Here is a 19,574-nt window from a genome sequence, read left to right on the forward strand (position 1 = left end):
GAGACGGCGTGGGGGCGTGCCCCGTCCCGTGTGCGCGGTCAAGGTGCGGCCGAGGTCAGCATGATGTGAATCACCGTAAGTGTTCATACGCGGGATGTTTCACGTGAAACGGTGCCGAGTGGCTGTTCGCGTGCTGGCCCGCACCGCTTCGGTCCCGAGAAATACGTCAGTACCGTTGACGCTCGCCTGTCGTGTACCTATCTTCTGGTCGGAAAATCGCACAACGTTCGTAATGTCGAACACGCTCATGCTGGGGTGACCTTCCAGTGCCCCCACACCTCCCAGAGACGAGGCGCACATGGCACCGCCCCTCTCCAGACGTTTTCTCCTCCAGTCCGCGATGCTCGCCGCGGCCGCACCCGGATTCTCCTTCGGGGCGGGCGGTGGCCGTGCGGTCGCCGCCACCGTTCCTACGCCGTCCACCTGGTCGGTCCGGCCGTTCGAGCTCAAGGACGTGAAGCTCGGCCAGGGTCTGTTCGCCGACAAACGGCAACTGATGCTCGACCACGGCCGTGGCTACGACGTCGACCGGATGCTGCAGGTCTTTCGCGCCAACGCGGGGCTCTCCACCAAGGGCGCGGTGGCCCCCGGCGGCTGGGAGGGGCTCGACGGCGAGGCCAACGGCAACCTGCGCGGTCACTACACGGGGCATTTCCTGACCATGCTGGCGCAGGCGTACGCGAGCACCGGGGATCAGGTGTACGCCGACAAGATCCGGACCATGGTCGGTGCGCTCACCGAGGTGCGGGAGGCGCTGCGCAACGATCCGCGCATGCTCGCCGTCGCCGGCAAGTGGGGCGGCGCGCACGAGAACGTCCGGGGCTCGTACCAGTACATCGACCTGCCGGCCGCCGTGCTCGGCGGGGCCTCGGCGATCACCCTGTCGGTCTGGGTCAAGCCCACCCACAACGCCAACTGGCAGCGGATATTCGACTTCGGCAACAACACCAGCCGGTACATGTACCTGGCCTCCCGCAATGGAAGCGGGGTACCCCGATTCGCCATCACCACCAGCGGCGCGGGCGGGGAACAGGCTCTCAACGGCACCACCGCGCTGCCGCTGAACCAGTGGAGCCATCTGGCGGTGACCATCTCCGGCAGCACGGGCACGCTCTACGTCAACGGCACCGCCGTCGCCCAGAACACCTCGATGACGCTGAACCCGTCCGTCCTGGGCACCCTGACGAACAACTGGCTGGGCCGCTCGAACTACGCCGGAGACCCGGTCTTCGCGGGCGCCTTCGACGAGTTCAACGTCTGGTCGCGGGCCCTGACCGCGGCTGAGATCACCTCGCTGCAGACCAACGAGGCCAAGAGGTCCTCCGCAGGGCTCGGCAACCTCGCGTCGTACTACTTCTTCGCCACCTCCGGCGGAACCTTCGACGACGCCTCCGGGCGCGCTCTGACCGCCACGCTGCGCCGCACCTGGGGCGGACCCAGCCACGCCGGCTTCCTCGCCGCGTACCCGGAGACGCAGTTCATCGATCTGGAGACGCGGACCAGCGCCGACTACACCAAGGTGTGGGCGCCGTACTACACCGCGCACAAGATCCTCAAGGGCTTGCTCGACGCCTACCTCGCCACGGACGACGCCCGGGCGCTCGACCTGGCGTCCGGCCTGTGCGACTGGATGTACTCCCGGCTGTCCAAGCTGCCCGACGCCACACTCCAGCGGATGTGGGGCATCTTCTCCAGCGGCGAGTTCGGCGGCATCGTCGAGGCGATCGTCGACCTGTACTCGATCACGGGCAAGGCCGACCATCTCGCGCTCGCCAAGCTGTTCGACCTCGACAAGCTCATCGACGCCTGCGCCGCGAACACCGACATCCTGGACGGCCTGCACGCCAACCAGCACATCCCGATCATGACCGGTTACGTCCGGCTGTACGACGCGACGGGTGAGACCCGCTATCTGACCGCCGCGAAGAACTTCTGGGGCATGGTGATCCCGCAGCGCATGTACGGGATCGGCGGCACCAGCACGGCCGAGTTCTGGAAGGCGCGCGGGATCGTCTCGGGGACGATCAGCGACACCAACGCCGAGACCTGCTGTGCGTACAACCTGCTCAAGCTGAGCAGGAGCCTGTTCTTCCACGAGCAGGACCCGAAGTACATGGACTACTACGAGCGAGCCCTGCTCAACCAGGTCCTCGGCTCCAAGCAGGACAAGGCCGACGCGGAGAAACCGCTGGTCACGTACTTCATCGGGCTGCAGCCCGGCCATGTGCGCGACTACACCCCCAAGCAGGGCACCACCTGCTGCGAGGGCACCGGCATGGAGAGTGCCACCAAGTACCAGGACTCGGTGTACTTCACCAAGGCCGACGGCGGCGCGCTCTACGTCAACCTGTACAGCGCCGCCACGCTGGACTGGTCGGCCAAGGGCGTGACCGTCACACAGACCACCGACTACCCGCGCGAGCAGGGCACCACGATCACCATCGGGGGCGGCAGCGCGGCCTTCGAACTGCGGCTGCGGGTGCCGTCCTGGGCGACGGCCGGCTTCCGCGTGACCGTCAACGGCAGTGCGGTGAGCGGCACCCCGGCCGCCGGCAGCTACTTCACGATTCCCTCGCGCACCTGGCGCAGCGGGGACGTCGTACGGGTGACGATCCCGTTCCGGTTGCGGGTGGAGAAGGCGCTCGACGACCCGTCGCTCCAGACCCTGTTCTACGGGCCGGTCAACCTGGTCGGCAGGAACAGCAGTACGAGTTACTTGGCGTTCGGTCTGTATCGCAACGCCGGGCTCTCCGGTGATCTGCTGCCCTCCCTCACCCCGGTGAGCGGAAAGCCGCTGCACTACACGCTGAACGGCACCGAATTCGCCCCCTTCTACGAAGGCACCGAGGACCCGACGCACGCCTACGTCAGGCGCTCCGAACCGAAGGTCGTGTTCGGGGGGACCGACTCGGGCGTCGCCAACCCGGCGAAGCCCGACGGCACGACCCTGCTCGACGAGATCTGGGCCGGGGCCCCCTTCGCCGACAAGGGGGCGCTGGTGGCGCGTGTGCGGTCGACCGTCGACTCCTGGGTGTCGGCCGGCCTGCTGAGCCAGGCCGACGGCCAGACGGTGGTGACCACCGCGCAGAACGCGACGTACGCGGCCTGACGGCCGGATCGCCACGGGCGGTCGCTCCCCGGACGCGGCGGTCGCCCGTGGCGCTTCTCGAACCCTTCGGATTCTTCGGACTTTCGGGGCCTTCGGGGTAGACGGCCGCTGCGCGTCGTCCACCGTTCACCCGGGCCCAGGTCCGGGCCCGGGCTGGGGCCGGTCCGGCGGTGCGGCCCGCGTTTTGGCGGAGTGCCGACCGACCGGGTTTCCACAGGCGCGGACGGTCGGAGCGCGGAGTTGTCCACAGGGTCTGACGCGTTTCGGCCACCGGCTGTAACGTCGTCGCAAGTTGATGTTCGTGCGTGGACGTGTGCGGGGGAGGCGGTCGGTGTGACGGAGGCTGGTACGACGACGGCGAGGCCGGTGGCCGAAAAGGAGTCGGCGGAAAGCCGGAAGGCCGAGGAGGAGACAGCGGCGTCGCGGTCCGGCGGCCCGCGCGTGCCAGGGGTGCGGGGATTCGCGCGGTGGCCCTCGGAGGGGTCGCCCAAGGACGACGGCAAGGCCCTGCGCGTGACTGTGCCCCGCAGCGCACACGCGGACCTGGTGCTCACCACCGACCGGCCGGACGCCGTGTCCGCCGTGGAGGAGTCCAGCCGGGGCCGGATCCCCGGCCTCACCCCGATACGGGTCGGCAGGATGGCGGCCACCCCCTTCGCGTTCCTGCGCGGCTCGGCCGGCCTCATGGCCCACGACCTCGCCCGTACGCCCATGACCGGCATCGGCGCCCAGATCTGCGGCGACGCCCACGCGGCCAACTTCGGCCTGTACGCAGACGCCCGCGGCGGCCTCGTCATCGACCTCAACGACTTCGACGAGACCGTGCACGGCCCCTGGGAGTGGGACCTCAAGCGCCTCGCCGCCTCCCTGGTGCTCGCCGGCCGCGAGGCGGGCGCGGGGGAAGACATCTGCCGCAAGGCGGCGTACGACGCGACCGGCGCCTACCGGCGCACGATGCGGCTCCTCGCCAAACTTCCGGCGCTCGACGCGTGGAACGCCATCGCGGACGAGGAACTGGTCTCCCACACCGATGCCCATGACCTGCTGGGCACGCTCGAGCGGGTCTCGGAGAAGGCCCGCGCGAACACGAGCGGCCGCTTCGCGGCCAAGGCCACCGAACAGGTGGAGGACGGTGGCCGCCGCTTCGTGGACGCCCCGCCGGTGCTGCGCCGCGTGGGCGACGAGGAGGCCGCGGCGGTGGCCGCCTCCCTGGCACAGTACCTGGACACGCTCTCCGAGGACCGCCACCCGCTGCTCGCCCGCTACGCCGTGCACGACGTGGCGTTCCGCGTGGTCGGCACGGGCAGCGTGGGCACGCGCTCCTACGTGGTGCTGCTTCTGGACCACCGCGGCGAACCACTCGTCCTCCAGGTGAAGGAGGCTCGCCCGTCGGCGCTCGAACCGCATCTGACGATCGCCGGCTTCGAGGTGCCGGAGGTGGAGCACGAGGGTCGCCGGGTGGTCCTCGGCCAGAAGCGCATGCAAGTCGTCAGTGACATGCTCCTGGGCTGGACCACGGTCGACGGGCTTCCCTTCCAGGTGCGTCAGTTCCGCAACCGCAAGGGCAGCGTCGACCCCGCGGCTCTCTCCGTCGACCAGATCGACGACTACGGCCGAATGACCGGCGCCCTCCTCGCCCGCGCCCACGCCCACAGCGCCGACCCTCGCCTCATCTCCGGCTACTGCGGCAAGAACGACGAACTCGACGAGGCGATCGCCACGTTCGCCGCGACGTACGCGGACCGCACGGAGGCGGACCACGCCGATCTGGTGGAGGCGGTACGGGCGGGGCGGATAGCGGCGGAGACGGGGGTCTGAGGGGAGGGTCGACGGAGCGGCCCGGTCGGCCGGTGGCTTTCGGTCGGGCTCGGAGCCGTGGCCTAGGCTGGGTCGGGTGACGACCCCGGAAGCCGAGCAGACACCGTCCGCCGAGAGCCCCGCCGAGCCAGTAGAGCCCGATGGGGGCACGGAACGTGCCGAGGGAGCCGCGTCTGCCGAGAGCGAGGCCTCCGGCGAGGGTGCCGCGTTTTCCGAGGCGGAGGCGCCCGTCGAGGGTGAGGGTGACGGGGCGGAGCGGCCTGAGGCGCGGCTGGAGCGGGCCGTGCGGGCGGCGGAGCAGGCGCTGATCGAGTACGAGATCGCCGTGGAGACCTTCCGGGTCGAGGTGGAGAACTTCTCCCGGCTGCACCACCAGAAGCTCGGCCCCGTGTACGCGCGGCTCGACGAGTTGGACGCCCAGATCGCCGAGGCGAAGGCCGCGCGCACGGGCGACCCCGAGGATGTGCGGAAGGCACAGGAGGCGCGGGCCCGGGTCATGCCCATGCCGGGCGTGGAGGAGCTGTTCCACGGCTGGATGGACTCGGAAGGCCTGTTCCCCGAGGCCGCCGCCATGCTGACCGATCAGCCCGTACGCCCTCCGGAGCGGGTCCGTCCGAGCGACGAGGCCCGCAGGCTCTACCGCGAGCTGGTCCGCGCGGCCCACCCGGACCTGGCGCGGGACGACAAGGAGCGCGAGCGGCGGGACGAGTTCATATCTCGGGTGAACGCCGCGTACGGCCGGGGTGACGAGGCGCTGTTGCGGGAGCTGTCCGAGGAGTGGGCGGCGGGGCCCGTACCGGAGGAGCGTAGGCCGAGTCGTGCCGAGGAACTGTATGCCCGCCTCGAATGGCTGGCCCAGAGGAAGGAACTTCTGGCGCTGCTCGCACGGGAGCTGGAGGAGGGGGCCATCGGCTCGATGCTCCGTCTCGCCCCCGACGACCCCGACCGTCTCCTCGACGAGATCGCCGACCAGTTGCTGGCGGAGGTCGAGCAGCGTGAGGCGGAGCTGGCGGGGCTGCTCGGCCGGGACGAGTAGGCCGGAACGAGCCTTTCTTGACGTTTCGAGTGGGCGAGTGGGCGAGTGGGCCGGGCAGCCGCGTGACCGGCTCGGGGCGGGATCGGTGTGCGACGGCTCGGCCCGTCGGCTGTTCGGTCGGGTAGCGTCGTACGCATGCAATTCGGAGCTGGTGTGCCCACGGTCGAGGTCGGGGACCTCAAGGACGATGACTTTCTGCTGGACGTCCGTGAGGACGACGAGTGGCAGGCGGGTCATGCCGAAGGGGCGCTGCACATCCCCATCAGCGAGTTCGTGGCGCGTTACGGCGAGCTCACCGACGCGGCGCCGCAGGACGGCAGGGTCCATGTGATCTGCCGCTCGGGCGGGCGCTCGGCGCAGGTCACCATGTATCTCGTCCAGCAGGGCATCGACGCCGTGAACGTGGACGGCGGCATGCAGGTCTGGGCCGCCACCGGTCGGCCGGTGGTGGATGACAAGGGCGGGGCCGGGTTCGTCCTCTAGGGCGCGTCCGGGCCGCGCGAGCAGCGGCTGTGCCGGCAGGAACGTGGGGGGCGGGCGTCGTCTCGACAGGGGGCGTACGAGGCAGGTCCTGCTCCCGGCAGGCGGCGTGCGGGTGGGCTCGTGTGTGCCCCGAGCCGCGGCGTGCGCGGCGCTCAGCCCAGCGGGTGTGCTGCCAACAAATCACCCAGCGCTTCCTCGTAAGCCGCCGCGGGGCCGAGTGACAGTTCGAGGTGCTTGGCCCAGGCGTGGTAGCGGTGCAGCGGGTAGTCGACGTCGGCGCCGAAGCCGCCGTGCAGATGCTGCGCCGTCTGCACCACCCGTCGTACGCCTTCCGAGGCCCAGATCTTGGCCACGGCGACATCCCCGGCCGCGGGCAGCGCACCACCCGCCCCGGAAGTGATCCGCCAGGCGGCCTGCCACAAGGTCGCCTCCATCGCGCGCAGGTCGATGAAGCGGTCGGCGGCCTGTACGGCGACGGCCTGGAACGAGGCGATCGGGAACCCGAACTGTTCCCGCTTGCCGGCGTATTCGCTGGTCATGCCGAGTACGTTCTCGCCCAGCCCGAGGGCCGAAGCACAGGTCCCGGTGGCCAGCAGCTCCCGCAGCCGCTCCCAGGCGCCGTCCGTGTCGATGACGTCCCGCTCGGCGATTCGTGCCGACTCCAGCCGTAGCTCGGCGAGCCGTTCACCGGTGGTGGAGATCTGCTCGGCGAGGACCACCCCTTCGTGGACGCGGGGAACCAGGGCCAGCACGACGCGGCCGTCACCGGCGCTGTCACCGGCGCCGTCACCTGCGCCGACGGCGTCGGGGTCCGGTCGGTCGTCGGGGGCACGGGGCGTGACCGGCTCCGGTGGGACCGTCGCGGGGACGAGGACGAAGTCCGCGTCGTACGCCCATGGCACCGCCGTCTGCACACCCTCCAGGACCCAGACGCCGTCGGCACCCCGCCGTGCGGTCACGGCCAGCTCGGCCGGGTCGTGCCCGGTGCGGCCGTGTGCGGCGACGGTGAGGACCGACTCGCCCCGGCCGACTCGCGGGAGGAGCTCCGCCTTCAGCTCCTCGCTCCCGTGTGCCTGCACGGCCACCGCGGCCGCGGTGCTCTCCAGCAACGGCACTCTGGCCAGCACCTTCGCCGACTCGCGCAGCACCAGGCACAGCGCGATCGCGTCGAGCCCCGACCCGCCGTACGCGGGGTGCAGCAGCAGGCTGAGCAGGTCCGCGTCGGCGAGCCTCGCCCACAGCGACCGGTCGAAGTCCTCAGCCACGGCTCCCGGCACGAGCGACGGGCTCGGCACGCCGTCCGGCACGACCCCGGCGAACACCGCCTTCGCCGCGTCGGCCGCCGCCTGCTGCTCCTCGGTGAACGTGAAGTCCACGATCCCGCCCCTTCCGTGTCGCCGATGACGGGGCGCCAAGATAGAACAGGTTCTAGAAGAAGGGAATGCCGTTGAGTGGGCCAGGGGAACGGCACCCCACATCCCCCTCTTGATCTGCTCCGACTTCATGGTGGACCACCGCGCCGTAAGGTGGCCCCGGCTGTGGATAACCTCATGGGTGCCGCGTGAGCGGTGTGACGATGTGACTGCTGTGGCTGTCGGGGCTGTGCCGGAGGAGCGCGGCTGAGTAAGTTCCGGTGGAGAAGTGGACCGGGTCGTGGGAATCGGGGAGCGGGGCGGAATGGACGCGTACGACGAGGGCTCGAACGCCCGGCTTGTCCCGCATCCCGTGTCCGAACCAGTGCCTACGTCGCAGTCGCCGTCGCAGTCGGAGTCCATGGCGGACCCGCCGTCGCAGTCCGCCTCCGGTATCGCGGCGCTCACCCTCCCCTACCAGATCGCCGTGGCGCTGGTGCTCGCGGTCGTGGCGGTGGGGGCCTGTGTGCATCTCGGGCTGGTGTTTCTGCATATCGCCCCCTCGAACACGCTGACGAAAGAACACGGCCGGGCGGTGGACGAATGGGTGTATCCGGAGTTCGAGCAGAACTGGAAGCTGTTCGCCCCGAACCCGTTGCAGCAGAACATCGCGGTGCAGGCGCGCGCCGAGGTCCGCTCGGCTGAGGGCGAGGTGCTCACGACCGGCTGGTACGACCTGTCGGCGTTGGACGGCGCCGCCATCGACCGGAACCCCGCGCCGAGCCACACCCAGCAGAACGAACTGCGGCGGGCCTGGGACTTCTACGTCGCCACGCACGACGGCGAGAACCGCGCCACCACCTCGCGCGGGGACCTTTCCGAGCGCTATGTGCGCCGCATCGTGGTGATGCGCCTCGACCGTGAGGGGGCCGGTGGTCCCGGAGCAGTGATCGAACGGATCCAGCTCCGGTCCCGTACCACCAACGTCCCGCCGCCCGAGTGGAGCGAGGAAAAGGTGTCCGACAAGCCTGTTCTCCGGGAACTGCCCTGGTGGTCGGTGACTGAGAACGACCGGACGGACGCTGCCACCCACGTGGGCGGCGCCGGCCGGAACGTCACCGGCCGCACGGAGGCGAGCGCCGAATGAGCTCCACGAGCCCGACCACCCCGAACAGTTCGACCACCCCGAACAGTTCGATCACTTCGACGACCCCGGCCGCCTCGACCACGCCGAGCAGCCCGATCGGGCGTCTCGCGGCCGCGATAGGCAACGGGATCACCCGGGCCACCGATCGCGCGCTGGGCCCGTACCAGAGCGCGATCATCCGCATCGGCTTCTCCGCGACCTGGCTGTTGTTCCTGTTGCGTGAGTTCCCGCACCGGCGTGAGCTGTACGGCCCTGACGGTCCCTGGAGCTGGGAGCTGGCCCAGCAGCTGATCGCGGACAACGACGCCTTCACGGTGCTGATGTGGTCCGACAGCATGGTGTGGTTCGAGATCGTCTACGGCGTCGCCGTCCTGTCGACCGTTCTGCTGCTGCTCGGCTGGCGCACTCGTGCCATGAGCGTGCTCTTCATGGTGGGTGTTCTCTCGCTGCAGAACCGCAGCGTCTTCATGGGGGACGGTGGTGACAACGTCCTCCACCTCATGGCGATCTACCTTGTGTTCGTCCGCTGCGCCCAGGTCTGGTCGCTGGACGCGCGGCGCGCACGGCGCGCGGGCGAGCGCCTGGAGCGGGAGGGGAGGGCATCGGCGGACCGGGTGGGCCCCGCCCTGTGGAGCGTGCTCGGGTTCGCGCTGCTGGTGGCGACGTTCGGCGGGCTCGTCCCCGGTGGTCGGCTGGGGGGCTGGCTGACGTTCTTCTGGGGGCTGTGGGCGGTGTACGGCCTGTGGTGGGCCGTCGGTCGCATCGAGTCCGACGCCAAGCCGCGTGTGCTCCTCGACATCGTCGGCAATCTCGTGCACAACGCCGCCCTGGTCGTGATCATGGCCGAGGCGTGCCTGATCTACGCGGCCGCCGGCTGGTACAAGATCCAGGGCTCGCGCTGGCAGGACGGCACGGCCGCCTACTACCCGTTCCATCTGGACTACTTCTCGCCGTGGGCCACGCTCTCCGAGCTGATGTCGTCCAGCGGCACGATGGTGATGCTGGCGACGTACGGGACGGTGATCGTGCAGGTCGCCTTCCCGTTCACCCTCTTCAACCGGCGCGTCAAGAACGTCCTGCTGGCGATCATGATGACCGAGCACGCCGTGATCGCCGTCGTGCTGGGACTGCCGTTCTTCTCACTCGCCATGATCGCTGCCGACGCCGTCTTCCTTCCCACTCCCTTCCTCAAGCGCCTGGGCGGCCTGGCGGTACGCGGGCGGGACCGCGTCCTGCGCCGTGTGCCGCCGGGGCGCGGCCGGACGCTGCCGGGCCCGCGTTCGGAGCAGCCGCCGTCGCTCTACGAGCAGACCGGGACGAGCGGCGAGCAGGCGCGCGTAGGCTTCACCGCATGAACGATCCGGTGAGCGGACCGGTGAACGATCCGGTGAGTGGACCGGTGGACGACGACCGCCCGGCGCTCGACCCCGTACGGGCCTGGCGTCGCCTCGCCGACACCTCCGTCCTGCTCGACGGTTTCCATGCCCTCAAGCACGCCGTGCGTTTCGGCGCCGAGGTCCCGGTGGCCGTGACCGCCGACCGTACGGCGGCGCTCGCTCTGGCCGACGACCTGGCCCCGGACGTACGGGACCGGCTCGCACGTCTGCTCCAGGAGGTTCCGGAGGAGACGTACCGCACGCTGGTGCCACGTCCGCACCCCACTGCCGTCGCCGCCCTGGCCGTACGTCCCGAGCGCGCGGCGCAACTGGCGGCGCTCGGGCGCACGCCGCGCACCGCGCCGGTCGTGGTTCTCGACAACCCGCGCAATCTGGGCAACGCGGGTGCCGTCATCCGGCTGGCCGCCGGTTTCGGCGCGACCGGGGTGGTCACCACGGGCACCCTCGACCCCTGGCACCCCACGGTCGTCCGCGGTGGTGCGGGGCTGCACTTCGCGACCGCCGTCGAGCGCCTGGAGGTGGCGGAGCTGCCGCCGGGGCCGCTCTTCGCGCTCGATCCCGAGGGCGAAGACATCCGGGTTTCGAAGCTCCCGGACGACGCCGTCCTCGCCTTCGGTTCCGAGCGCAGTGGTCTGTCCACCGAACTGCGAGCCCGGGCCGACCACTTGCTCTCCCTGCCGATGCGGCCTCAGGTCTCCAGCTACAACCTGGCGACGAGCGTGGCGATGACGCTGTACCACTGGAGCGCGACCGGGGGCTCGCCTTCGTAGGCCTACGCCTCTCGGCGCACCTCCACCACCCGGAAGCGGTTCGCCACGAACGCCCCGTCGCACAGTGCCGCGTTCGCGGCCGGGTTTCCGCCCGAGCCGTGGAAGTCGGAGAACGCGGCGGTCTGGTTCACGTACACCCCGCCCGTGAGGTTCAGCGAGAGCTGTGCGCACTCCTCCAGGCAGGCTTCCTCGACGGTCTCGGCCACCTCGTCGGAGGTGGTGTACGCGCCGACGGTCATCGCACCCTTGTCGCTGATGGTCCGCCGCAGCAGCTCCACCCCGTCCGCCGTCGAGTCCACGGCGACGGCGAACGACACCGGACCGAAGCACTCGCTCATGAACGCGGCCTCGTCCTCGGCGCGCTCCCAGTACTTTCGCGCGCCGTCGAGTTTCACGATCACCGGCGTACGGACGACCGCGTCCGGGAACTCCGGGTTCACGATCTCCCTTGAGGCGAGGGCGACTTCGCCGAGCGCGGCGGCCGCCTCCAGGCGGGCCTTCACCTCCGGGTTCACGATCGCGCCGAGCAGCGCGTTCGCGCGCGCGTCGTCGCCCAGCAGGCCGCCGACGGACCTGGCGAGGTCGGCGACCACCTCGTCGTAGGACTTGGGGCCCTCGTCGGTGGTGATGCCGTCGCGGGGAATCAGCAGGTTCTGCGGGGTGGTGCACATCTGGCCGCTGTACAGGGACAGGGAGAAGGCCAGGTTGGAGAGCATGCCCTTGTAGTCGGCGGTGGAGTCGACGAGCACCGTGTTGACGCCCGCCTTCTCCGTGTAGACCTCCGCCTGGCGGGCGTTGGCCTCCAGCCAGTCGCCGAAGGAGGTCGAGCCGGTGTAGTCGATGATGCGGATCTCGGGGCGGGTGGCCAGGTCCTTGGCGATGCCTTCACCGGGACGTTCGGCGGCCAGCGCGACCAGGTTGGGGTCGAAGCCGGCCTCGGTGAGGACCTGGCGGGCGACCTGGACGGTGAGGGCGAGCGGCAGGACCGCGCGCGGGTGGGGCTTGACGAGGACCGCGTTGCCGGTGGCGAGGGAGGCGAACAGGCCCGGGTAGCCGTTCCACGTCGGGAAGGTGTTGCAGCCGATGACCAGGGCGATGCCGCGCGGCACGGGCTTGAACCGCTTGGTGAGGGCGAGGGGGTCGCGCTTGCCCTGAGGCTTGGTCCACTCCGCTTCGGCGGGGGTGCGGACCTGCTCCGCGTACGCGTACGCGACTGCCTCCAGGCCTCGGTCCTGGGCGTGCGGGCCGCCGGCCTGGAAGGCCATCATGAAGGCCTGGCCGGATGTGTGCATGACCGCGTGGGCGAACTCATGGGTGCGGTCGGCGATCCGCTTGAGGATCTCCAGGCACACCGCCGCGCGCGCCTCGGCGCCCGCGTCGCGCCACGCGCGCTGGCCGGCCTTCATGGCGGGCAGCAGCGCGTCGAGGTCCGCGTGCGGGTAGGTGACGCCCAGGTCGATGCCGTACGGGGAGGTCTCGCCGCCGACCCAGTCGTCGGTGCCGGGCTGGTCCAGGTCGAGGCGGGTGCCGAGGAGGGCGTCGAAGGCGGCCTTGCCCTCGGCCATGCCCAGGCTGCCGTTCTCGCCGTACGCCTTGGGGTGCTCGGGGTGGGGCGACCAGTACGCGCGCGTGCGGATCGCCTCCAGCGCCTGGTCGAGGGTGGGCCGGTGCTTGGCGATCAGGGTGTGCGCGGACGCTTCGGCGGCCATGCTTGACCAACTCCTCACGTCAGGGGCTCTTCGCTGAGCCCTGACCGGGGCAGGAACAGGCGGACAGAGTTAGAGTAACCGAACGATCGGTCGGGACAAGGGGGTCCGCCTCATCGGTGGACGACCCCGTGCGGGAGGATCGCGCACATGACAGGACTCGACCCCAGCAGCCCCGTGGCCGTCGTGGGCACCGGCACCATGGGCCAGGGCATCGCCCAGGTGGCGCTGTCCGCCGGCCACCCCGTACGGCTGTTCGACGCCGTGCCCGGCCGCGCCGGGGCGGCGGCCGAGGCGATCGGCGGCCGACTCGACCGGCTCGTCGCGAAGGACCGTATGACCGGTGCCGACCGGGACGCGGCGCGCGCCCGGCTGCACGCGGCGGAGAGCCTCGCCGACCTCGCGGACTGCTCCCTCGTCGTCGAGGCGGTCCTGGAGCGGTTGGACGTCAAACAGGAGCTGTTCCGGGCGCTGGAGGACATCGTCGGCGAGGACTGTCTGCTCGCCACCAACACCTCCTCGCTGTCCGTCACGGCCATCGGCGGCGCCCTGCGCAACACGGGCCGTTTCGTGGGTCTGCACTTCTTCAATCCCGCGCCGCTGCTGCCCCTTGTCGAGGTCGTCTCCGGTTTCGCCACGGACGTCTCGTCGGCCACGCGCGCGTACGAGACCGCCCGTGCCTGGGGAAAGACGCCGGTCGCCTGTGCGGACACCCCTGGCTTCATCGTCAACCGCATCGCACGGCCCTTCTACGCGGAGGCCTTCGCGGTGTACGAGGCGCAGGCCGCCGAGCCCGCCACCATCGACGCGGTGCTGCGTGAGTGCGGCGGATTCCGGATGGGCGCCTTCGAACTGACCGATCTCATCGGGCAGGACGTCAACGAGTCCGTCACCCACTCCGTGTGGCAGGCATTCTTCCAGGACGTGCGCTTCGCTCCCTCGCTGGCCCAGCGCAGACTCGTCGAGTCCGGTCGGCTCGGCCGCAAGACGGGACAGGGCTGGTACGACTACACCGACGACGCCGAGCGCCCCGAGCCGCACACCGCCGAACCGGTCCCGCCGCCGGCGTACGTCGCCGTCGAGGGCGACCTGGGTCCCGCCTCCGACCTGGTCGGGCTGATCCGGGAAGCGGGCATCCCCGTCCGCGAGGACGACGAGGACCACGGCACCCGGCTCGTCCTGCCGAGCGGTGGTCAACTGGCCCTCGCCGACGGGCAGACCTCCGTGGAGTTCCGCGACGTGGTCTACTTCGACCTCGCGCTCGACTACCGCAAGGCCACCCGGATCGCCCTGTCCGCCTCCCAGGACACCGCCCCGCAGACCCTCGCCGAGGCCACCGGGCTCTTCCAGGCGCTCGGCAAGGACGTCAGCGTCATCGGGGACGCCCCCGGCATGATCGTCGCCCGCACGGTGGCCCGGATCGTCGATCTCGCGCACGACGCCGTCGCCAAGGGGGTCGCCACGGAGGAGGACATCGACACGGCCATGCGCCTGGGCGTCAACTATCCGCTCGGCCCCTTCGAATGGAGCCGCAGGCTGGGCCGCAACTGGGCGTACGCCCTCCTGGACGACCTGCACCTGCGCGACCCCTCCGGGCGATATGCGCCGTCCCTCGCCCTCTACCGCCACGCCTACGCTTCCGACAAGCGGGAGGGCACCTCCTCATGACCACCGCCAAGCGCGACACCTACACCCCGGAGACCCTGCTCTCCGTCGCTGTCCGGGTCTTCAACGAGCGCGGCTACGACGGCACCTCGATGGAGCATCTCTCCAAGGCGGCCGGTATCTCCAAGTCGTCGATATACCACCACGTCACGGGCAAGGAGGAGCTGCTGCGCCGGGCCGTCAGCCGGGCGCTGGACGGGCTCTTCGGGATCCTCGACGAGGAACCCGCGCGCGCGGGGCGCGCGGTGGAGCGGCTGGAGCACGTCGTGCGGCGCATGGTCGAGGTCCTGATCGACGAGCTGCCGTACGTGACGCTGCTGCTGCGTGTGCGCGGCAACACGGACACCGAGCGCTGGGCCCTGGAGCGGCGCCGCGACTTCGACCACCGGGTCGCCGAACTGCTGAAGGCCGCGGCCGCCGACGGGGACGTACGCGGTGACGTGGAGGTGCGGCTCGCCACGCGGCTCGTCTTCGGAATGATCAACTCCATCGTGGAGTGGTACCGGCCGGACGGGCGGGGCATGGGCGAGCGGGAAGTGTCCGAAGCGGTGGCGCATCTGGTCTTCGCGGGGCTGCGCGCCCAGGACTGAGCCGCCTCCCCTCGGGGCCCGCGGTGCCGGAGCCCGCGGCGCCGGATGTCCCCAACCTGTCCGGGCCGATCACCCCTCCGGTTCCACGTCCTCCTCCTCGAACACCAGCAGGGTGCGTGTGCTGAGCACCTCCGGGATGGCCTGGAGCTTGGTGAGGACGACCTCGCGCAGGGCCCGGTTGTCCGAGGTGTGCACCAGGAGCAGGACGTCGTAGTCGCCGCCCACCAGGGCGATGTGGGCGGCGCCGGACAGTTGGCGCAGTTGTTCGCGGACCGTGCGCCAGGAGTTCTGCACGATCTTGAGGGTGATGTAGGCCGAGGTGCCCTTTCCGGCGCGCTCGTGGTTGACGCGCGCCCCGAAACCGCGGATCACGCCGTCCTCGATGAGGCGGTTGATACGTGCGTAGGCATTGGCGCGCGAGACATGGACGCGTTCGGCGACCGACCGTATCGAGGCACGACCGTCGGCCTGGAGCATGCGCAGGATGTCCTGATCTATGGCGTCCAGTGGTCGAGGGGGCGGCAGGGCCGGGCCGTGCTCCGGCGGCTCGGCCATTTGTTCAGATGCCATGTGCCCCCGCCTCTCTGCCATGGACGTACTGCGTTCATTGCAGGCTGTGCAGAACCGTTTGTCCACAGCCTGGGGGTGCCTGTAGCCAAAATGCGCCAACGACCGAACAATCGGTAGGTGAGACGTGTCACAGCCGTGCCGCGTCCCTGAGCCACTCCCACGAGGAGGTGCCGTATGACGGTCATGGAGCAGCGGGGCGCGTACCGCCCGACACCGCCGCCCGCCTGGCAGCCCCGCACGGACCCCGCGCCCCTGCTGCCCGACGCGCGGCCGTACCGCGTGCTCGGCACCGACGCCGCGGCCGACGCCGACCCCGCGCTGCTGCGCCGGCTCTACGCCGAGCTGGTGCGTGGCCGCCGCTACAACACGCAGGCCACGGCCCTGACCAAGCAGGGCAGGCTCGCCGTCTACCCCTCCAGCACCGGCCAGGAGGCCTGCGAGGTCGCCGCCGCGCTTGTCCTCCAGGAGCGGGACTGGCTCTTCCCGAGCTACCGCGACACCCTCGCCGCCGTCGCCCGCGGCCTCGACCCCGTACAGGCGCTCACGCTGCTCCGCGGCGACTGGCACACCGGCTACGACCCGCACGAGCACCGGGTCGCACCCCTGTGCACCCCGCTCGCCACCCAGCTCCCGCATGCCGTGGGGCTCGCGCACGCCGCCCACCTCAAGGGCGACGACGTGGTCGCGCTCGCCCTGGTCGGCGACGGCGGCACCAGCGAGGGCGACTTCCACGAGGCGCTGAACTTCGCCGCCGTGTGGCGGGCCCCGGTCGTCTTCCTGGTCCAGAACAACGGCTTCGCGATCTCCGTGCCCCTGGAGAAGCAGACCGCAGCACCCTCGCTGGCCCACAAGGCCGTCGGTTACGGGATGCCGGGCCGCCTGGTCGACGGCAACGACGCGGTCGCCGTGCACCAGGTGCTCGCCGAAGCGGTGGCCCACGCGCGCGCGGGCGGCGGCCCCACGCTGGTCGAGGCGGTGACGTACCGCATCGACGCCCACACCAACGCCGACGACGCCACCCGCTACCGGGTGGATGCCGAGGTCGAGACCTGGCGGGCCCACGACCCGATCGCCCTCCTGGAGCACGAGCTGACCGACCGCGGCCTCCTGGACGAGGACGGCATCCGGGACGCCCGCGACGCCGCCGAGGCCATGGCGGCCGACCTGCGCGAGCGCATGAACCAGGACCCGGTGCTCGACCCCATGGACCTCTTCGCCCATGTCTATGCCGAGCCCACCTCGCAACTGCGCGAGCAGGAGGCACAGCTTCGGGCCGAGCTGGCGGCGGAAGAAGAAGGGGCGCACCGATGACCACCGTCGCTCTCAAGCCCGCCACCATGGCACAGGCGCTCACCCGTGCCCTGCGCGACGCCATGACCGCCGACCCGACCGTGCACGTCATGGGTGAGGATGTCGGCACCCTCGGCGGTGTCTTCCGGGTCACCGACGGCCTGGCCAAGGAGTTCGGCGAGGACCGGGTCACCGACACCCCGCTCGCGGAGGCGGGCATACTCGGCACGGCCGTCGGCATGGCCATGTACGGGCTCCGGCCGGTCGTGGAGATGCAGTTCGACGCGTTCGCCTACCCGGCGTTCGAGCAGCTCATCAGCCATGTCGCCCGCATGCGCAACCGCACGCGCGGGGCGATGGCGCTGCCGATCACCATCCGCGTCCCGTACGGCGGCGGCATCGGCGGCGTCGAGCACCACAGCGACTCCTCGGAGGCGTACTACATGGCGACTCCCGGGCTCCATGTCGTCACGCCCGCCACCGTCGCCGACGCCTACGGGCTGCTGCGTGCCGCCATCGCCTCCGACGACCCGGTCGTCTTCCTGGAGCCCAAGCGTCTGTACTGGTCGAAGGACTCCTGGAACCCCGAGGAGCCGCAGACCGTCGAGCCGATCGGCCGTGCGGTCGTGCGCCGTGCCGGCCGCAGCGCCACGCTCATCACCTACGGCCCGTCCGTGCCCGTCTGCCTGGAGGCCGCCGAGGCCGCCACGGCGGAGGGCTGGGACCTCGAAGTTGTCGACCTGCGCTCCCTGGTGCCGTTCGACGACGAGACGGTCGCCGCGTCGGTACGGCGCACCGGGCGCGCCGTCGTCGTCCACGAGTCCGGTGGGTACGGCGGACCGGGCGGCGAGATCGCGGCCCGGGTCACCGAGCGCTGCTTCCACCACCTGGAGGCGCCCGTCCTGCGCGTCGCCGGGTTCGACATCCCCTACCCGCCGCCGATGCTGGAGCGGCACCATCTGCCCGGCGTGGACCGGATCCTGGACGCCGTGGGGCGCCTGCAGTGGGAGGCGGAGAGCTGATGGCCCAGGTGCTGGAGTTCAAGCTGCCCGACCTCGGTGAGGGCCTCACCGAGGCGGAGATCGTCCGCTGGCTGGTCCAGGTCGGGGACGTCGTCGCCGTCGACCAGCCCGTCGTCGAGGTCGAGACGGCCAAGGCCATGGTCGAGGTTCCCTGCCCCTACGGTGGCGTCGTCACCGCTCGCTTCGGCGAGGAGGGCACGGAACTACCCGTGGGAGCGCCGCTGCTGACGGTCGCGGTGGGGGCGCCGGTCGCCGACGGTGCGGCTGGGCGCGCGGGCACGGTCGTCGACGGCGCCTCGAAGGGAGCGGGCGGGATCTCCGCCGAGGAGAACGAGGGCTCCGGCAATGTGCTGGTCGGCTACGGCACCGGGGCGCCTCCGGCGCGGCGCAGGAGGGTACGGCCGGGGGAGCCGGTCCGGGCCGCCATGCCGACGAGCCAGACGGCGCCGACGGGTCCGACGGGTCCAGCGGCTTCGACGGTGCCGACGGCTTCAACGGCGCCGACGGTGCCGACGGCTTCAGCGGCGCCGACGGCTCCGACGGCGAAGCCCGCCCTTGTCGTCGGGCGCGCGACCCCACCGGTCGCCGCTCCCGAGCGCCCGGACGGCCCCGTGCCGGTCATCTCTCCACTCGTCCGTCGGCTCGCCCGGGAGAACGGCCTGGATCTGCGGCGGCTGCACGGCTCGGGCCCCGACGGGCTGATCCTCCGGGCGGACGTGGAGCACGCGCTTCGGACGGCCACGGCCCCGGTGCAGGCCTCGCAGACCGTGGTGGCACCGCCGGTCGCAGCCCCCCTCGCGCAGCCGCTGACGGGCGCCGCCGCCGAGCGCGCGGAGGCCGGCTCCGGCACCCGCATTCCGCTGCGGGGCGTACGGGGGGCAGTCGCCGACAAGCTCTCCCGCAGCCGGCGGGAGATCCCGGACGCGACCTGCTGGGTGGACGCCGACGCCACGGAGCTGATGCGCGCCCGCACGGCCATGAACGCGGCCGGCAACCCGAAGATCTCCCTCCTCGCGCTCCTCGCCCGCATCTGCACCGCCGCGCTGGCCCGCTTCCCGGAGCTCAACTCGACGGTCGACATGGAGGCCCGCGAGATCGTCCGGCTCGACCAGGTGCACCTCGGGTTCGCCGCGCAGACCGAACGAGGACTGGTCGTGCCCGTCGTCCGGGACGCCCACGGCAGGGACGCGGAGTCGCTCAGCGCCGAGTTCGCCCGCCTCACGGAGGCCGCCCGGACCGGGACGCTGACACCGGCCCAGCTCACCGGTGGCACCTTCACCCTGAACAACTACGGCGTCTTCGGCGTCGACGGGTCCACTCCGATCATCAACCACCCCGAGGCCGCCATGCTCGGCGTCGGTCGCATCGTCCCCAGGCCCTGGGTGCACCAGGGCGAACTGGCGGTACGGCAGGTCGTGCAGCTCTCGCTCACCTTCGACCACCGGGTGTGCGACGGCGGCACGGCGGGCGGCTTCCTGCGGTACGTGGCGGACTGCGTCGAACAGCCGGCGGTGCTGCTGCGCACGCTCTGACCAGCGGGTTCGCTCCCCCGGGGCCGATCATGCTCCGCCACCGGGCCCGGCCGGACCGTGATCGCGCGGTCTCCCCCGCGTTCCCTG

Annotated in this window: 15 protein-coding genes; 12 read left to right on the forward strand and 3 right to left on the reverse strand. The window is 71.1% G+C overall.

All coding sequences use genetic code 11. From position 1 onward, the window contains the following. Positions 1-298 precede the first annotated feature (298 nt). The 4 genes from ACFY9I_RS09135 (at position 299) to ACFY9I_RS09150 (ending at position 6,446) form a co-directional block, all read left to right on the forward strand. On the forward strand, positions 299-3,109 hold the full coding sequence (locus ACFY9I_RS09135; RefSeq protein WP_390998659.1) for a beta-L-arabinofuranosidase domain-containing protein: 2,811 nt from the start codon (positions 299-301) through the stop codon (positions 3,107-3,109). Between the two features lie 333 nt (positions 3,110-3,442). Beyond that, positions 3,443-4,927, forward strand: coding sequence for a DUF2252 family protein (locus ACFY9I_RS09140; protein WP_390998662.1), 1,485 nt, complete (start codon positions 3,443-3,445; stop codon positions 4,925-4,927). A gap of 76 nt (positions 4,928-5,003) precedes the next feature. Further along, positions 5,004-5,963, forward strand: a complete 960-nt coding sequence (locus ACFY9I_RS09145; protein ID WP_390998664.1) for a hypothetical protein — start codon at positions 5,004-5,006, stop codon at positions 5,961-5,963. 153 nt (positions 5,964-6,116) lie between these two features. Next, entirely contained in the window at positions 6,117-6,446 is a 330-nt protein-coding gene (locus tag ACFY9I_RS09150; protein WP_390999159.1) for a rhodanese-like domain-containing protein, read from the forward strand. Positions 6,447-6,598: 152 nt separating this feature from the next. Here ACFY9I_RS09150 and ACFY9I_RS09155 read toward each other — a convergent pair whose 3' ends face one another. Further along, the gene (locus tag ACFY9I_RS09155; protein WP_390998666.1) at positions 6,599-7,822 is read right to left on the reverse strand and encodes an acyl-CoA dehydrogenase family protein; all 1,224 of its coding nucleotides are present in this window, start codon (positions 7,820-7,822) and stop codon (positions 6,599-6,601) included. A gap of 301 nt (positions 7,823-8,123) precedes the next feature. Here ACFY9I_RS09155 and ACFY9I_RS09160 point away from each other — a divergent pair, with 301 nt between their 5' ends. From ACFY9I_RS09160 to ACFY9I_RS09170, 3 genes are read left to right on the forward strand one after another with little or no spacing between them, the layout of a single operon-like run. Further along, positions 8,124-8,945: a DUF5819 family protein gene (locus ACFY9I_RS09160; protein ID WP_390998669.1), complete on the forward strand. Its 822-nt coding sequence runs from the start codon at positions 8,124-8,126 to the stop codon at positions 8,943-8,945. Further along, entirely contained in the window at positions 8,942-10,300 is a 1,359-nt protein-coding gene (locus ACFY9I_RS09165; RefSeq protein ID WP_390998672.1) for an HTTM domain-containing protein, read from the forward strand. Before ACFY9I_RS09160 ends, ACFY9I_RS09165 begins: the two co-directional genes overlap by 4 nt. Next, positions 10,297-11,112 (forward strand): TrmH family RNA methyltransferase, encoded by an 816-nt coding sequence (locus tag ACFY9I_RS09170; RefSeq protein WP_390998675.1) that lies wholly within the window; start codon positions 10,297-10,299, stop codon positions 11,110-11,112. Before ACFY9I_RS09165 ends, ACFY9I_RS09170 begins: the two co-directional genes overlap by 4 nt. A gap of 2 nt (positions 11,113-11,114) precedes the next feature. On the opposite strand, the gene paaN is transcribed toward ACFY9I_RS09170, so the two are convergent. Next, the gene (paaN, locus tag ACFY9I_RS09175) at positions 11,115-12,821 is read right to left on the reverse strand and encodes a phenylacetic acid degradation protein PaaN (protein WP_390998678.1); all 1,707 of its coding nucleotides are present in this window, start codon (positions 12,819-12,821) and stop codon (positions 11,115-11,117) included. A gap of 147 nt (positions 12,822-12,968) precedes the next feature. Between paaN and ACFY9I_RS09180 the strand changes: the two genes are divergently transcribed. Further along, complete coding sequence (locus ACFY9I_RS09180; RefSeq protein ID WP_390998680.1) at positions 12,969-14,486, forward strand: 3-hydroxyacyl-CoA dehydrogenase; 1,518 nt, start codon at positions 12,969-12,971, stop codon at positions 14,484-14,486. Next, the gene (locus tag ACFY9I_RS09185; protein WP_390998683.1) at positions 14,483-15,073 is read left to right on the forward strand and encodes a TetR family transcriptional regulator; all 591 of its coding nucleotides are present in this window, start codon (positions 14,483-14,485) and stop codon (positions 15,071-15,073) included. Before ACFY9I_RS09180 ends, ACFY9I_RS09185 begins: the two co-directional genes overlap by 4 nt. 69 nt (positions 15,074-15,142) lie before the next feature. Here ACFY9I_RS09185 and ACFY9I_RS09190 read toward each other — a convergent pair whose 3' ends face one another. Further along, on the reverse strand, positions 15,143-15,628 hold the full coding sequence (locus tag ACFY9I_RS09190) for an Lrp/AsnC family transcriptional regulator (protein ID WP_152174088.1): 486 nt from the start codon (positions 15,626-15,628) through the stop codon (positions 15,143-15,145). Between the two features lie 189 nt (positions 15,629-15,817). On the opposite strand from ACFY9I_RS09190, the gene pdhA reads away from it, so the two are divergent. From pdhA to ACFY9I_RS09205, 3 genes are read left to right on the forward strand one after another with little or no spacing between them, the layout of a single operon-like run. Continuing rightward, positions 15,818-16,954, forward strand: coding sequence for a pyruvate dehydrogenase (acetyl-transferring) E1 component subunit alpha (gene pdhA / locus ACFY9I_RS09195; RefSeq protein ID WP_390998686.1), 1,137 nt, complete (start codon positions 15,818-15,820; stop codon positions 16,952-16,954). Next, complete coding sequence (locus ACFY9I_RS09200) at positions 16,951-17,955, forward strand: transketolase C-terminal domain-containing protein (RefSeq protein ID WP_390998689.1); 1,005 nt, start codon at positions 16,951-16,953, stop codon at positions 17,953-17,955. The genes pdhA and ACFY9I_RS09200 overlap by 4 nt, the downstream gene beginning before the upstream one ends. Continuing rightward, on the forward strand, positions 17,955-19,487 hold the full coding sequence (locus tag ACFY9I_RS09205; RefSeq protein ID WP_390998692.1) for a 2-oxo acid dehydrogenase subunit E2: 1,533 nt from the start codon (positions 17,955-17,957) through the stop codon (positions 19,485-19,487). The genes ACFY9I_RS09200 and ACFY9I_RS09205 overlap by 1 nt, the downstream gene beginning before the upstream one ends. The last annotated feature ends 87 nt before the right edge of the window (positions 19,488-19,574 follow it).

The sequence above is a fragment of the Streptomyces sp. NPDC012510 genome, assembly GCF_042955065.1.
GTDB lineage: Bacteria > Actinomycetota > Actinomycetes > Streptomycetales > Streptomycetaceae > Streptomyces.